The following is a 14,977-nucleotide window of genomic DNA, read 5'->3' on the forward strand; positions in this document are numbered from 1 at the left end:
TTTTCTGAAATCATTAAAGCATTTCTTTTACTTTACGAACAACGTTCTCTACAGTAAATCCATACTCTTCCATAATCTTCTCACCAGGAGCAGAAGCACCGAACGTATCGATACCTAACACATCTCCTTCAAGACCTACGTAACGGTGCCATCCGAATGTAGCACCCATTTCGATTGCGAAACGTTTTGTTACTGCTTTTGGTAATACAGATTCTTTGTACTCTGCAGTTTGAGCTTCGAAGCGATCCATAGATGGCATGCTGACAACAGCTGCGTCAACGCCGTCTACTGCTAATGCTTTTTGAGCTTCAACAGCTAGGCTTACTTCAGATCCAGTTGCAAGTAAGATTACATCAGCCGTTTCTTTCTTGCTTGCAGAAACTACATATGCACCTTTTGCTACTTTTTCATACGTATCATCTTTTGCACCTTCTAATGTTGGAAGGTCTTGACGAGTTAATACTAAAGCAGTTGGTTTGTTTGTAGATTCTAAAGCAAGTCTCCAAGCTGCAACAGATTCGTTACCATCAGCAGGACGAATAACAGAAACGTTTGGCATTGCACGAAGCGCTGCTAATTGCTCGATTGGTTCATGTGTTGGACCATCTTCACCAACAGCGATACTGTCATGTGTGAATACATACGTTACTGGCAATTGCATTAATGCTGCAAGGCGAATTGCTGGACGTAAGTAATCAGAGAATACGAAGAACGTACCACCATAAGTTTTTAAACCACCATGTAGTGCAATACCGTTCATTGCTGCACCCATTGCGAACTCACGTACACCGTACCAAATGTTTTTACCGCTGTAATCATCTCTTGTAAAGTCTTTTTCGTTATTCATGTATGTTTTGTTAGAACCAGCAAGGTCAGCAGATCCACCGAAGAATGATGGTACAGACTCTGCAATTGCATTAATTACAGCACCAGAAGAATTACGAGTTGCTGCTTTTGATCCTAATTCATAAGTTGGTAGGTTTTGCTCCCAACCTTCTGGAAGTTGACCGTTCATTGCTGCTTGGAATTCGTTTGCTAATTCTGGGTATGCTTGTGCATATTCACCTAGCATCGTGTTCCACTCAGCTTGCGCAGTTTCACCAACATCTTGTACTGTTTTACGGAAGTTGTCATATACTTCTTCTGCTACGTGGAAGTCTTGCTCAGCAGTCCAAGCATATGCTTCTTTCGTTAATTTCGTTTCTTCTACACCAAGTGGAGAACCATGTGAAGCTGATTTTCCTGATTTGTTTGGAGAACCGAAACCAATTGTCGTTCTTACTTCAATTAGCGTTGGGCGTTTTTCGTCAGCTTTCGCTTCTTCAATTGCTTTCGCGATTGCTTCAATATCGTTTCCATCCTCAACACGGATTACTTGCCATCCGTATGCTTTGTAACGATCTTCTACACTTTCAGAGAATGAACGATTTAAATCGCCATCTAATGAAATATCGTTTGAATCATAAAGCACAACAAGACGACCTAATTGTAAATGAGCAGCTAATGAAGATGCTTCAGCAGAAACGCCCTCCATTAAATCTCCATCACCACAAATAGCGTATGTATAATGATCTACTACACTATACGCATCACGGTTATATTTAGCAGCTAAATGTCTTTCAGCCATTGCCATACCTACAGCAGTTGCAATACCTTGTCCAAGTGGCCCAGTCGTTGCATCTACACCAGCTGTATGACCGTACTCAGGATGTCCTGGAGTTTTGCTTCCCCATTGACGGAAGTTCTTTAAGTCATCCATTGTTACATCATAACCAGATAGGTGAAGTAGGCTGTATAATAACATTGAACCATGACCTGCAGATAATACGAAACGATCACGGTTAAACCACGTTGGGTTATTTGGATTGTGTTTCATAAATTGAGTCCATAATGTATAAGCCATTGGTGCTGCACCCATTGGCATTCCTGGGTGACCAGAGTTTGCTTTTTCAATCGCATCGATGGATAATGTGCGAATCGTGTTGATAGAAAGTTGTTCGATTGAATGTGACATGCTATTCTTCCCTTCGCTTATATTAGTAAACGTTTTATACATTTATATGATAGCTTCCCACGCAAGATTATACAACATGTATCGACAAATATGTTGATATTTTTTTGATTTTTTATAAAAAATTCAATGTTTCCGTGAATGTATGGGCATTCAATATGACATACTTTTTCATTATTTTTATTTTGAAAAGAAAGGGAATTATCTGCATATTTATACAAACTTCTTCTATACTTACTTTTTTTAATACGTTTTTAAAAACACAAAAAGCATCTAACTTCGATGCTTTTCAAATAAGTTAAACAATCCGTTTCCGAATCGAACTTGAAATCCAATCAATTATAATTACCATTAAAATGATACCTAATAAAATAATACCAACACGAGACCAATTCCGTGAACTCAGCGCAAAAATTAAAGGTGTACCAATCCCTCCTGCTCCAATAACCCCTAAAATCGCAGCGGATCGTACATTAATTTCAAATCTGTATAACGTATACGATAGAAAATCCGGTAACACTTGTGGTAACACTGCATACCAAAGTATTTGAAAACGGTTTGCTCCTGTTGCTAGTAACGCTTCCGTCGGTCCTTTATCTATGTTTTCAATTCCTTCTGAATATAGTTTCCCTAACATTCCAATAGAATGTAATCCTAAGGCCAATACTCCTGCAAAAGAGCCTGGACCAACAGCTTTTATAAATAAAAGAGCCATAACTAATTCAGGAAACGTACGAACAAAACTAAGTACAAATTTCCCAGATCCTGAAGTTAATTTTCCACTACTCATATTCGTTGCCGCCCAAAAGGCAAACGGAACAGATAAAAATGCAGAAATAAATGTACCTAATATTGCAATTGCCAACGTATCAATTAATCCATGTAATAAATCTTCACCATCTGGCAAAGATACATACGACCAGTCTGGATTCAATATCCCTGTCATAATTGCTTTCGTGATTTCACCTGCTGTGTCCTTTATCCCCTCTAATGGTACTCCTGAAAAGGCCCATACATATACAACTGTAAGTGCTATTAAAATAATCCAGCGATATATACTCGGTTTCTTCGGTTTTGGCACAATCATCGTCGTTCTATTCATTATAGTTTCTCCCGTAACAATGTACTAATGTAGTCAATTAACAAAACAACAATAAGGGTATAAATAATTATAGAAGCAGTTTGTTTATATTGTAAAAATCCAAGTGTACGATCATAATATAGTCCAATACCACCTGCTCCTACTAAACCTAAAACAGCTGCTGCACGTACGTTCACCTCAAATGTATAAAGAACATAGGAGACAAAATGTGCTTTCACTTGCGGAATTACCCCATAAACAATCCATTGCACCTTATTAGCTCCTACCGCTGTCATCGCCTCTAACGGACCTGGATCAATTGATTCAATTGACTCATACAACAATTTCGCTACAAGTCCAATTGAAAAAAAAGTAAGAGCCAAAATACCTGGAAGTGGCCCAATTCCAAAAATCGCTACGAAAATTGCCGCTAATAATAAATCTGGTATCGTTCGTATCAAATTTAAAATCATTCGAGCTAGACTGTATAAAAATGTGTTAGTAAACACATTACTTGCTGCAAACAGTGCAAGTGGAATAGCTAAAATCGCTCCTAAGGTCGTCCCAATAATCGCCATACGTATTGTATCTAACATCGCTGTTGTAATAACTTGAAAATAACTCCAATCTGGCGGCACCATTTCTTTTAACAAATCCATCATATTAGGAAAACCAACTACTAGCTTTGAAAATGATGCGTCGACCTGTATACTACTTCCCCACAACAGTAAAATGACTAGAATAAACGTTAACATATGTTTTAACTTACTCGGCGGCTTCGGTATCGATTTCGAATATATCGTTACGTCACTCATTTAACTGCCACCTCTAACAATTCATTTTTCTGTGCTACATCTCCATAAATTTCAGCAAATTTTTCATCTGTCGCCTCTTCTACTGAACCATCAAAAACAATTTCTCCTGCATGTAATCCAATAATACGTGTCGCATATTGCCTAGCTAAATCAATAGAATGCAAATTCACAATTGTTGTAATTCCAAAATCTTCATTGATTTTTTTCAAATCATTTAATACTTGCTTTGTCGTAAGTGGATCTAACGATGCAACAGGCTCATCTGCCAATATGATTTTTGCTTCTTGTGCCAATGCTCTAGCTATTGATACACGTTGCTGTTGTCCTCCTGATAATTCATCAGCACGTGCATATGCTTTTTCTAAAACATTCACTCTTTTTAACGCTTGAAATGCGAGCTCCACATCTTCTTTCGGAAACAAACCTAACGTTGTACGTAATGTGGAATGATATCCAATACGACCAGCTAATACATTTTTTAATACTGTTGATCGCTTTACAAGATTAAAACTTTGGAAGATCATACCGATATCCCGGCGCATACGCCTTAATTCTTTTCCTTTCGCAGCAGTAATAGACTCACCTTCAATAATGATTTCTCCTTCGGTAATCTCATGAAGACGATTTACGGATCTGAGAAGTGTAGATTTTCCAGCTCCAGACAGCCCTACCATTACAACAAACTCACCTTTTTGAATTTTCAAGTTTACATTATTCAATCCTTTTGTACCATTTGGATACACTTTGGAGACATTTCGAAACTCTATCACACATCTTACCTACCTTCTATGTATTCAAAACGGCAAACTAACTGAAAACATCCCCTTTCAGCTAGCTGCCATTTCCATATGTATTATTGCGTTTTTACTTTCTTCCCATATTCACGAACGATATCAAATTTACTATCATCAGATTTAACATATCCTTCATGTGAATATACTTCTTTAATGATTTTGTGACCTTCCTCATTCTTTCCAATTTCAATGAAAGCATCTTGTAATTTCTTGCTCCACTCTGCTTCTAAATCAGATCGTACAGAAATTGTATCGTTCGGAATTTTCTCAGTAAATTTCACTATTTTCGTTTGATCAAATATATTCGGATAATCTTTTTTTACAATATTACGAGCATCTTGGAATACAACAGCCGCATCTACGTCACCATTTAAAAGAGCAATAAGCGACTGATCGTGACCTTTTAATGTAACAGGTTTCACATCTTTTAACGGATCAATTCCCTCTTTTAATAGAACAGCTGCAGGCCATACATACCCTGCTGATGATGTTACATCTTGATAACCAATCTTTTTACCTTTTAAATCTTTTACACTATTTATATTAGAGTCTTTTTTAACAACAAACTCAGATTTATAAAAGTCTACTAAATCCTTTGTAGGGGCTCCCGTTTCATCATCTACTCCAAAACGTTGTGCTTGTAAAATTACATTTGCAGCCTTCTTTTCATGTGCTAATACGTACGCTGTTGGCGGTAAAAATCCTACATCTACTTGTTTAGATGCCATCGCTTCTACAATTGTATTGTAGTTCGTTGAAATACTAACTTTTACTGGAATATTTAACTTATCACTTAATAGCTTCTCAAGCGGTTTTGCCTTCGCCTCTAACGTATCCGCATTTTGAGAAGGAACAAATTGAACATTTAAAGTCTTCGGTACATACCCTTTTTTCGTATCTTCATTTTTACTTGCACTTGACTCTTTCGTCCCGCAGCCACTTAATAATCCCGCTGCTAGTACAACTGTTGTGCTCATTGCAAAAACTTTTTTCAACATATTAATGCCTCCATTTTTCATTGTTATAAAATAACCTTTCATAAACATGAAGAAATATATCACATATTTTTACAAATAATTGATTATTTACAGAATCTTTACACATTCTATACACTCACATTAAAATTCTCTTCACATATTTGATATGATGAATTGGAAGATAACAATAGAAAAGGTGAGTCATATTGGAACAAAATCAAACTGTAACTTTAAACATCTTATTAACAAGCGATATACATGGCACTGTTTATCCTATTCACTACCAAGATAACTCCTCAGCAGAACTTGGTTTAGCTAAAATTTCTACTCTTATAAAAAAAGAACGTTCCAAAAATAGAAACGTTCTTTTAATTGATAATGGCGACTTTATTCAAGGCACACCATTTACTTATCATTATGTTACATACGAAAAAAACAAAAAAAACCCAATGTCCTTATTAGCGAATTACTTACAGTATGACGCTGCAATTATCGGCAATCATGAATTTAATTACGGGATGGATATATTAAATAATGCTGTGACTACTGCGAACTTCCCGTACCTATCAGCAAACATTTTAGATAAAAACAGTAAAAAACCTTATTTCGGGAAACCATATGTAATAAAACATATTGAATCAAATATAAAAATTGCTATTTTAGGGGTAACAACGCATTACATTCCCAATTGGGAACAACCCCATCACATTAAAGATTTACTATTTGAAGATGCATTAAAGACTACAAAAGAATGGGTTTCTTATATTCGCGAACATGAGAAACCAGATTTACTAGTCGTAGCGTATCACGGGGGAGTTGAACGAGATTTACAAACCGGGGTACCGACTGAAGTGTTAACAGGAGAAAACCAAGGATATGCAATGTGCCATGAAATTGAAGGCATAGATATCTTATTAACAGGCCACCAACACCGGGAAATTTCTCACACAATGGCTAACGGTGTAACAATTTTACAGACCGGATGCAATGGACACTCATTTGGAAAAGTAAAAGTAACATTTGAAAAAACGAAACATAAATGGGTGAAAAAAGAGAGTTCTTCTGAATTATTATCTGTACAAGGATTTGAGGCGGACCAAGATGTACTTTCATTGGTAGCCGATTACGAAGAGAAAACACAAAAGTGGCTTGATCAACCTATTGGAATCATTCAAGGGGGCATGCAAATTTCAGATGCTATGCAAACTCGTTTGCATGATCATCCTTTTATCGAATTCATAAATAAAATACAGATGGATATAGCTAATGTATCAATTTCTTGTACAAGTTTGTTCCATAATACATCTCCAGGTTTCCCGGAACATGTAACAATGCGTGACATCGTTTCTAATTATATTTATCCAAACACATTAAAAGTAATTAAAATAACTGGAGCAGATATAAAAAATGCTCTTGAACTCTCTGCTTCTTATTTCACATTAAAAACAGATAGATCAATCACCGTAAGTCCTACCTACATAGAACCAAAGCCACAACATTATAATTATGATATGTGGGAAGGGATTTCATACGTATTAAACATTTCAAAACCAATTGGTGAAAGAGTAGAATCTTTACAGCATAACAGTGCTCCTCTTAATATGATTGAAGAATATGACGTTGTAATGAATAATTATCGTGCAAGTGGCGGGGGGAATTTCTTTATGTTTCAAAATAAACCAGTAGTAAAAGATATACCCACAGATATGTCTGAACTTATCGCTAATTATATATTGGAACATAAAACGATAGAAGCAACAGTTAATAACAACTGGAAAGTTATTAAATAACGATTTTTACAAATAAAAAAGATGGGCTTCGCCCATCTTTTAATTTAATTTTGCATTATCTTGCTTTTTTAAAGCTTTTAATTTCGTCGGTGTAACATCTGTACCTTCTTCGTTAACAACTTTAATACCTTTAAGTTCGTTTAACATATTTTGACGAAATCCTTTTAAATATTGTTCACGTAGCGATTGACGCTCACGTTGCTCTTCTTCAGTTAAACCTTCAGCTTTTGCTTTTTTCGCTAAGAAGTTAATGCGTTCAACGAGTTCGTGATTAATCATCTCGAATCCCCCTTCTAATCAAAACTGATTATTATCATACAATAGTTACTCTTCTTTATCAAGCAATTGCTTCGTATACTCTACATATCTACGATGTACAGTCGCCTTTGAAACATTATGACCAAATCCACGTAATGTTGCTGCAATTTCTTCAAACGTGAGTTCACTTTTTCGCAAACGTACAATTTCCTCAATTGGCACTTCTTTTTTCTCTCTTCCTACACTTAAATGACGATTTTTTAAATTTTTTTCTGGACGATAACCTTTTTCTACTGCACGTTGCATACCTCGTTTAATTTTCATATTATGAATCTTTCTTTGATATTCTTCAACAATACCAATAATATCTAATACCATCGAATCAGAATCCGACAATTGTAATTCACCGTTATGTGTATGCGTATATACTTTTATGCCTTCTTTATGTAAACAATGCATTAACGCGATCTTCGCATTTCCTCTACCAAGACGCGTTTCATCTTGTATAAGTAACACATCAATTTGTTCGTCTCGAATTGTATCCAACACCTCTAATATACCGTCACGTTCAATTGTATATCCACTAGCCTGCTCTTCAATCACCTTAGTAACATTCATTTGATAGCGCTCAGCTAAATGCAATAATTCATCTTTTTGACGTAATAATGATGTTTCTTGCGCTTCTTTCGTTGTACTCACACGTGCATAAATAATTGCATTCATTTTGAACCCCTCTTTCTCCCTATTATTTCCCTATAGTGTAACATAAATCCGCCATTTGTTCGAACTTATGTTTGTAGAATGTTTTTTCACATGTTATACTTATTAATAAGAAAAATGAAAGAAAACGAGGTGTTAGAAAACATGGAAAAGTTAACGAAACGCCAGCAAGACATTCTCGACTTTATTAAGCTAAAAGTACAAGAAAAAGGATATCCACCTTCCGTACGTGAAATTGGTCAAGCAGTCGGCCTCGCTTCTAGTTCTACAGTGCACGGACATTTATCACGATTAGAAGAAAAAGGATACATTCGACGCGATCCAACAAAACCACGTGCCATTGAAATTTTAGGTGAAGACCGAATGGATACGGAAACACAATCTGTTATTCAAGTTCCAATTGTCGGAAAAGTTACTGCTGGTTTACCAATTACAGCGGTCGAAAGCGTAGAGGAACATTTCCCACTTCCAGCTAGTATTGTTGCTGGAGCAGACCAAGTGTTCATGTTACGTATTTCTGGAGATAGTATGATTGAAGCTGGTATTTTCGATGGAGATTTAGTTGTTGTTCGCCAACAACAGTCTGCATATAATGGTGAAATTGTAGTCGCTTTAACAGAAGATAATGAAGCAACTGTTAAACGTTTCTATAAAGAAAAAGACCATTTCCGTTTACAACCAGAAAATTCTTCATTAGAACCTATCATTTTAAAACAAGTGTCAGTTATCGGGAAAGTAATTGGCGTATATCGTGATTTACATTAAAAAATAATAAAAAGAAGATAATTACCTTATTTATATACGGTAATTATCTTCTTTTTTGTATTTTGATAGATTTCCATGCATTCTATTTCTTATTAACGAGTTTTAATCGTCACATCTCCAGCAGCCGTTTTACCACTAATCTTTTTACTACCATTTCCAATTGTTACGTTTTTATTTTCTTCATTAAAAATTGTTACATCTCCGGCAGCACTTTGCCCAGTAATTACCGCATCTTGTGGTTTTTCCGATAAAGTAATATCTATATCTCCCGCAGTTGAACTTGCTTCTAGATTATACTTAGAATCATGATCTTGAATATTTATTTCCCCACTTGTTGTTTTTGCGGTCACTTTCCCTAATACCTTCTTAAAATTCACCTCACCAGCTTTTGTCGATCCCTCCACATTCTTAGCCGTTATTTGTTTCAACTCTACTTCTCCAGCAAGTGTTCTAACACTTACGCTATCACTTTTCACATCACTCATTTCGATTTGTCCAGCAGATGAATTTACTTTTACATCTTGGTAAGAGCGTTCGGGCACAAGGAGAGTCAATTTAGACGTTTGAAACCTAAAATCGTAAAAAGAAAAATCAAATGAAGCACCTTTTTCTCTTTCCCCAATAACTTTTAATGTGTCACCATCTTCTGCGATACGAATCTCTTGTTTACGTACATCTCCTGATTGCTTGATATAAAAAGAAGAGTCAGGAGATTTTTGGACAATAATATCCCCGGCATCTAACTTAACTTCTATATTTTTTAATGTTTCGTTTTTAATTACATTTTCTTTATCGCCTTTTTTAGCAGTTTGTACTGCTTTTTCATATGTTTGGGAAATTCCTATTACTCCAATAATGATACAAGCAATAGCGATTAAAAATAGTTTTTTCATCATTTACTCTCCTTTTATCATTTTGAAGTTCCATATTACATATCGTACACACAATCTCTTAAACCACTTTGTACTATAAAAAGCGATAATACATAACAATAAACCTACTCCAACAAACGTTATACTAACGAAAAGATCCAACCATATAAAAGTACCCATAAATACTTTTCCAATAACGAAAAATGGTGTTACTACACTAGCAATACCACCGATCCAAAAAGAAAATATAAAAGCAATAATTGCGACTAACGGTCCTAACACAATAATAAAATTAAACAAACTAAGTCCAATCGCTGCCATAACAGCTCTTGTCACATTTGAAGTCGATGGATTTTTTTTCATTTCATCGAAGCGATACATCGCAAGTAATTCTTTCGCTATTACTTTCGGAGAACCAAGGCCTTGTATTATTTCTGATTCAGTTTTCCCCTCTTCTAGTCCAAACTGAAAGTGCTCTTCATAATCCAATAAAATATCTTGCCTCTCTGCCTCTGGTAACTTTCTAAGATAACTTGATAATTCTTTAAGAAACCCTTCTTTACTCATCCCATTCCACCCCTTCAATAATTTCTTGTACCCCTTTCGCAAAATCACACCATTCTGTTACTAACAAATGAAATTGCGTCTCCCCTTGCTCTGTTAATTGATAATATTTACGAGGTGGCCCTTCCGTAGATTCCTTTAAATACGTTTGAAAATACCCTTCTTTCGTCAAACGACGTAATAAAGGGTATACTGACCCTTCCGATATTAAAAATTTATTAGAAATTTGCTGAACAAGTTCATAACCGTAACTATCTTTACGTTTTACAAGTGCTAATACACAAAGTTCAAGCACACCTTTTTTAAACTGAACGTTCAAGTGCCATCCTCCTTTCCTATCTTAGTACTGTTCAATGCACAGTACCTATCTTATCCATAATATACCACTCGGTATTGTTTATTGCAAGGTACTAAGCTATATTTATTGCCTAAATTTAGAAAATGAATAAACGAACTCCTGAATAAGAACGTATTATCACTAAACATCATTCAAGGTTTCATTTTATTTACATTAATATTGGAATTCATTCACTCTTTCCTCTTGAAGAATCAAACATAACCGTATTCACTATAGATTAATGAGAAAAAGCCCCAATACTTAGCGGTATTAGGGCTTTTTCTCATTAGTATATATTAGTCGAATTTTTACTGGGAAACCTGCATACGCGACAAATAATTTAATATTATATTTTTATTTCTCATCCCCGTTTCCCAAGATTTTTTGTTTAACATCCGATAAATCTCTCGACAACGAACTAAATGCTTTTGCTTGTTCTTCAATGACCTGTTGATTTTTTTCAATAACTTTTTGATATTGTTCTTCACGCTGTTCATTCTTTTTTTGCGTAGTAAACAGCATCCACACAAATAAAGCTGCGAATGCTCCTTGTTGAATCATTGAATTTAAGATCTGCTCTTCTATTATTCTCACTCCTTTTCTAATCTAAATAATTACTCATTCGAGTGACTCTAATCTTTTATCATCTTTTAACACCAATATGTCCTTATCGCTATCTCTCTGTCTTATAATTCTTACTAAAGCTATCTTTTATGTCATAACTTTATAGAATACAAAAACAGTTACTACTGAAGTTTTTATCGCATATCTACAATGTCAAAGTGTTTCTCTGGTGCCCAACGATTCCCACCAATATCAATCCAGCCTTCTTTACGGAAGAATACTGTAAGTGGTTCTTTTGAGTTAATACTGCCTTTGTATGCGCCATTAATTCCATCACAATAGCTTACTTCATATCCTTCTGGGAATTTTGATATTGCTTTGAAAGTTCTCCAATAATAATGCTCTGCTTTTACCCAACGGCTTCTACCTAAATCTAACCATACATCATTATCTTCTCCCCAGTACGCATCCCAATATAATACTTCTGCTGCTGTCGTAAAGTCCCCCAGATAATTACCGTGTGGTCCATCGTAATAGTTAATGCCATATCCTTCCCAGTATATTGATTTTGCGAACCCAATCCCTTCTGGTTGCGGTGCACCAACAACGCCACCCTTACCTGTAAACCATTCAAGAGATTTTTTACTGTTTAAATAATTTAAATCTACATTACCAGTTACGCCTGCAAGACTACCTGTTTCTGTATACTGCCATAAATCACAACTATAAGCTGGTTTATTTCCATAACGTGGAATCCAAAGGAAATCCGCATTCACAGTATTAAGTCCATAGCTTGTATACATGTGGTGTGATACATATAGACCCACTTTCCAACCTGCTGCACGGCACGTATCAATAAATGCCTGCGAAGCTTTTGCTAAGTTAGCCGCTCCACAACTTGCTAAGGTATCATCTTCTACATCTAATACTAAAAATTTTGCTTCTTTATCAGCGCGCGCCATAAAATCATTTGCTTCTACAATAGCATCCTGAACACTTACATAACATCCATAAGCATAGTGCCCAAATGGGACACCATATTCTTTACAACCTTGTACATACTCTTTATAACGTGTATCAATTGTCCTTGATCCATATTGTACACGTATAATAGCAAGTTCAAGCTCTTTACTAGCTGCCGCCCAATTTATTGAACCATTGTGATGAGATAAATCTGCAATTTTCTTCATTTCCATTCGCCTTCTTTCTCCTATAAAAATTTTAGACTAAAAAAACAACTCTTAGCAGAGCTGTTTTTTTATCGAATATCTACAATGTCAAAGTGTTTCTCTGGTGTCCAACGATTCCCACCAATATCAATCCAGCCTTCTTTACGGAAGAATACTGTAAGTGGTTCTTTTGAGTTAATACTGCCTTTGTATGCGCCGTCAATTCCATCACAATAGCTTACTTCATATCCTTCTGGGAATTTTGATATTGCTTTGAAGGGTCTCCAATAATAATGCTCTGCTTTTACCCAACGGCTTCTACCTAAATCTAACCATACATCATTATCTTCTCCCCAGTACGCATCCCAATATAATACTTCTGCTGCTGTTGTAAAGTCCCCAAGATAGTTACCGTGTGGTCCATCGTAATAGTTAATGCCATATCCTTCCCAGTATATTGATTTTGCGAACCCAATCCCCTCTGGTTGCGGCGTACCACCAATGCCACCTTTTCCCAAGTAGTCTAACGGATTCACAGCATTACTCTTATTCATATTCCAGCTGCCTTTATGCATTTCAAAATGTAAATGCTGACCATAGGCTTGTCCTGTTTCTCCCATAACCCCGATTGTTTGTCCTTGTGTAACATAATCACCTTGTTTAACTGTACGAGAACCACTTCGCATATGAGCATATACGGTTTCCCATGTAACTCCATTAATATTATGGACAATCATAATACACTCACCGTAACTAGTTGAAAAATACGAACGACTAACTTGCCCTCCTGCTGCTGCATAAATTGGATGATAGCCTGCTTCGGCAAGGTCTATCCCATGATGATCTGGTCTGTCACCCCTAAAACCACTCGTTACTCTCGTTGTATCTGTTGGATAAATAAATGTTGCCATATAAATCTTCCTTTCTATTTCTATATTTATTATTTTTAAATATATTGTAGGTTTTCCAACCTTAAAATGAACAAGACAGAACATTTCCCTATTGTTATCTACTATTAAAATATCTATCTTGTAACCATAAGTTAAATGTCACTGAAATTAGTCAAAAATATCGAAAGCTATTATTCTATATAACTAACTTTTCTTGCCTAAAACACCGTTTAAAGATAAAAAAACAACTCTTAACAGAGCTGTTTTTTTATCGAATATCTACAATGTCAAAGTGTTTCTCTGGTGCCCAACTATTCCCACCAATATCGATCCAGCCTTCTTTACGGAAGAATACTGTAAGAGGTTTTTTTGAGTTAATACTGCCTTTGTATGCACCGTCAATTCCATCACAATAGCTTACTTCATATCCTTCTGGGAATTTTGATATTGCTTTGAAGGGTCTCCAATAATAATGCTCTGCCTTTACCCAACGACTTCTACCTAAATCTAACCAAACATCATTATCTTCTCCCCAGTACGCATCCCAGTATAATACTTCTGCTGCTGTCGTAAAGTCCCCCAGATAGTTACCGTGTGGTCCATCGTAATAGTTAATACCATATCCTTCCCAGTATATTGATTTTGCGAACCCAATTCCTTCTGGTTGCGGAACACCGCCTGCGGTAAAATCTACATATTGTTTTACAATTTCAGCGTAGAAAAAATTCCCGCCATTTTTATATCGATAACCGCCATTGTACGCCACTGCGATAGGATGACTATATCGAACCATTGTACCATTTGTATTACCAAGAGATGGTGCAACGACGGTTTTAGAATACAAGTCCGCCACAGATAATGAATGCTGTTTATTATTATTTGCTAACCATCGAATGTACGCACGTCCAAAATTATACGATTGCACAATAGCACTTAAATCAGTAATGCCGTAATTCTTTGCATCTGCAAACGCTCCTTTTAGATGCATTACTCCGTAGTGAATGGATTCCTTCGGATTGTTAATTGAATTCGCAGGTCTCCCTTGGGATTCACTTGACTGCATAATATCGGGAGTCGTTTCAGAATCCCCACCACTCTCCACCATAATAATTCCAAGAACATAAGGCACTAACTCTGATACACCTTGTGCATTACATTCTTCTTCTACCATTGTCTTCCATCTCAAAACCTTTTGCGGCAGATTCACTGTTGTAGCTAAAGCGACTAATTGATCCATTACTAAACATCTCCTTATTTTTCTATTATTTTCATCTAAAAAAGTACTACTTTACGAAATATGACTATCAGCCAAATACCAATTAATCTATAAAATCACTACATGTTGCTCACCTTCTTTCACAACAAAAAGA

Annotated in this window: 16 protein-coding genes; 2 read left to right on the plus strand and 14 right to left on the minus strand. The window is 35.9% G+C overall.

Annotated elements, in window-relative coordinates:
• Positions 1 to 13: 13 nt before the first annotated feature.
• The 5 genes from tkt to BHV55_RS18345 form a co-directional block, all read right to left on the minus strand.
• A complete protein-coding gene (gene tkt, locus BHV55_RS18325) occupies positions 14 to 2,014 on the minus strand; it encodes a transketolase (RefSeq protein ID WP_000019782.1) in 2,001 nt (666 codons plus the stop codon).
• Between the two features lie 295 nt (positions 2,015 to 2,309).
• Positions 2,310 to 3,113 (minus strand): phosphonate ABC transporter, permease protein PhnE, encoded by an 804-nt coding sequence (gene phnE, locus BHV55_RS18330; protein WP_001082389.1) that lies wholly within the window; start codon positions 3,111 to 3,113, stop codon positions 2,310 to 2,312.
• Positions 3,113 to 3,907 (minus strand): phosphonate ABC transporter, permease protein PhnE, encoded by a 795-nt coding sequence (phnE, locus tag BHV55_RS18335; RefSeq protein ID WP_001286373.1) that lies wholly within the window; start codon positions 3,905 to 3,907, stop codon positions 3,113 to 3,115. The genes phnE (BHV55_RS18330) and phnE (BHV55_RS18335) overlap by 1 nt, the downstream gene beginning before the upstream one ends.
• On the minus strand, positions 3,904 to 4,677 hold the full coding sequence (phnC, locus tag BHV55_RS18340) for a phosphonate ABC transporter ATP-binding protein (RefSeq protein ID WP_070756896.1): 774 nt from the start codon (positions 4,675 to 4,677) through the stop codon (positions 3,904 to 3,906). The genes phnE (BHV55_RS18335) and phnC overlap by 4 nt, the downstream gene beginning before the upstream one ends.
• Positions 4,678 to 4,760: 83 nt before the next feature.
• Entirely contained in the window at positions 4,761 to 5,699 is a 939-nt protein-coding gene (locus BHV55_RS18345; protein WP_000915051.1) for a phosphate/phosphite/phosphonate ABC transporter substrate-binding protein, read from the minus strand.
• 185 nt (positions 5,700 to 5,884) lie between these two features.
• Between BHV55_RS18345 and BHV55_RS18350 the strand changes: the two genes are divergently transcribed.
• Entirely contained in the window at positions 5,885 to 7,468 is a 1,584-nt protein-coding gene (locus BHV55_RS18350) for a bifunctional metallophosphatase/5'-nucleotidase (protein WP_069605134.1), read from the plus strand.
• A gap of 39 nt (positions 7,469 to 7,507) precedes the next feature.
• Here the strand turns inward: BHV55_RS18350 and BHV55_RS18355 are convergent, their stop codons facing one another.
• Both BHV55_RS18355 and BHV55_RS18360 read right to left on the minus strand, forming a co-directional pair.
• The gene (locus BHV55_RS18355) at positions 7,508 to 7,747 is read right to left on the minus strand and encodes a DUF896 domain-containing protein (protein WP_000607015.1); all 240 of its coding nucleotides are present in this window, start codon (positions 7,745 to 7,747) and stop codon (positions 7,508 to 7,510) included.
• A gap of 45 nt (positions 7,748 to 7,792) precedes the next feature.
• On the minus strand, positions 7,793 to 8,449 hold the full coding sequence (locus BHV55_RS18360; RefSeq protein ID WP_000991472.1) for a YneB family resolvase-like protein: 657 nt from the start codon (positions 8,447 to 8,449) through the stop codon (positions 7,793 to 7,795).
• Positions 8,450 to 8,590: 141 nt separating this feature from the next.
• Between BHV55_RS18360 and lexA the strand changes: the two genes are divergently transcribed.
• Entirely contained in the window at positions 8,591 to 9,211 is a 621-nt protein-coding gene (gene lexA, locus BHV55_RS18365; RefSeq protein WP_000413738.1) for a transcriptional repressor LexA, read from the plus strand.
• A gap of 92 nt (positions 9,212 to 9,303) precedes the next feature.
• Here lexA and BHV55_RS18370 read toward each other — a convergent pair whose 3' ends face one another.
• The 7 genes from BHV55_RS18370 to BHV55_RS18400 all read right to left on the minus strand — a co-directional run bounded on the left by BHV55_RS18370 (position 9,304) and on the right by BHV55_RS18400 (position 14,844).
• Positions 9,304 to 10,107 (minus strand): DUF4097 family beta strand repeat-containing protein, encoded by an 804-nt coding sequence (locus BHV55_RS18370; protein WP_000976240.1) that lies wholly within the window; start codon positions 10,105 to 10,107, stop codon positions 9,304 to 9,306.
• A complete protein-coding gene (locus BHV55_RS18375) occupies positions 10,108 to 10,650 on the minus strand; it encodes a DUF1700 domain-containing protein (protein ID WP_048567461.1) in 543 nt (180 codons plus the stop codon).
• A complete protein-coding gene (locus BHV55_RS18380; RefSeq protein ID WP_001102627.1) occupies positions 10,643 to 10,966 on the minus strand; it encodes a PadR family transcriptional regulator in 324 nt (107 codons plus the stop codon). The genes BHV55_RS18375 and BHV55_RS18380 overlap by 8 nt, the downstream gene beginning before the upstream one ends.
• Positions 10,967 to 11,338: 372 nt before the next feature.
• Positions 11,339 to 11,569 carry a BhlA/UviB family holin-like peptide gene (locus BHV55_RS18385; protein WP_030027264.1) on the minus strand — a complete coding sequence of 77 codons (231 nt, stop codon included), beginning with the start codon at positions 11,567 to 11,569 and terminating at the stop codon, positions 11,339 to 11,341.
• 173 nt (positions 11,570 to 11,742) lie between these two features.
• Entirely contained in the window at positions 11,743 to 12,738 is a 996-nt protein-coding gene (locus BHV55_RS18390) for a GH25 family lysozyme (protein WP_030027266.1), read from the minus strand.
• Positions 12,739 to 12,806: 68 nt separating this feature from the next.
• Positions 12,807 to 13,628, minus strand: a complete 822-nt coding sequence (locus BHV55_RS18395; protein WP_030027267.1) for a M23 family metallopeptidase — start codon at positions 13,626 to 13,628, stop codon at positions 12,807 to 12,809.
• A 247-nt stretch (positions 13,629 to 13,875) separates the two neighbouring features.
• Positions 13,876 to 14,844 (minus strand): lysozyme family protein, encoded by a 969-nt coding sequence (locus BHV55_RS18400; RefSeq protein WP_030027273.1) that lies wholly within the window; start codon positions 14,842 to 14,844, stop codon positions 13,876 to 13,878.
• Positions 14,845 to 14,977: the final 133 nt, after the last annotated feature.

The sequence above is a fragment of the Bacillus sp. RZ2MS9 genome (genome assembly GCF_001816185.2).
Lineage (GTDB): Bacteria > Bacillota > Bacilli > Bacillales > Bacillaceae_G > Bacillus_A > Bacillus_A cereus.

What these genes read in the sequence shown, in the direction of transcription:
- tkt (WP_000019782.1), bottom strand. Translation starts at nt 2,014, where the DNA reads ATGTCACATTCAATCGAACAACTTTCTATCAACACGATTCGCACATTA.
- phnE (WP_001082389.1), bottom strand. Translation starts at nt 3,113, where the DNA reads ATGAATAGAACGACGATGATTGTGCCAAAACCGAAGAAACCGAGTATA.
- phnE (WP_001286373.1), bottom strand. Translation starts at nt 3,907, where the DNA reads ATGAGTGACGTAACGATATATTCGAAATCGATACCGAAGCCGCCGAGT.
- BHV55_RS18345 (WP_000915051.1), bottom strand. Translation starts at nt 5,699, where the DNA reads ATGTTGAAAAAAGTTTTTGCAATGAGCACAACAGTTGTACTAGCAGCG.
- BHV55_RS18355 (WP_000607015.1), bottom strand. Translation starts at nt 7,747, where the DNA reads ATGATTAATCACGAACTCGTTGAACGCATTAACTTCTTAGCGAAAAAA.
- BHV55_RS18360 (WP_000991472.1), bottom strand. Translation starts at nt 8,449, where the DNA reads ATGAATGCAATTATTTATGCACGTGTGAGTACAACGAAAGAAGCGCAA.
- lexA (WP_000413738.1), top strand. Translation starts at nt 8,591, where the DNA reads ATGGAAAAGTTAACGAAACGCCAGCAAGACATTCTCGACTTTATTAAG.
- BHV55_RS18370 (WP_000976240.1), bottom strand. Translation starts at nt 10,107, where the DNA reads ATGATGAAAAAACTATTTTTAATCGCTATTGCTTGTATCATTATTGGA.
- BHV55_RS18375 (WP_048567461.1), bottom strand. Translation starts at nt 10,650, where the DNA reads ATGAGTAAAGAAGGGTTTCTTAAAGAATTATCAAGTTATCTTAGAAAG.
- BHV55_RS18390 (WP_030027266.1), bottom strand. Translation starts at nt 12,738, where the DNA reads ATGAAGAAAATTGCAGATTTATCTCATCACAATGGTTCAATAAATTGG.
- BHV55_RS18395 (WP_030027267.1), bottom strand. Translation starts at nt 13,628, where the DNA reads ATGGCAACATTTATTTATCCAACAGATACAACGAGAGTAACGAGTGGT.
- BHV55_RS18400 (WP_030027273.1), bottom strand. Translation starts at nt 14,844, where the DNA reads ATGGATCAATTAGTCGCTTTAGCTACAACAGTGAATCTGCCGCAAAAG.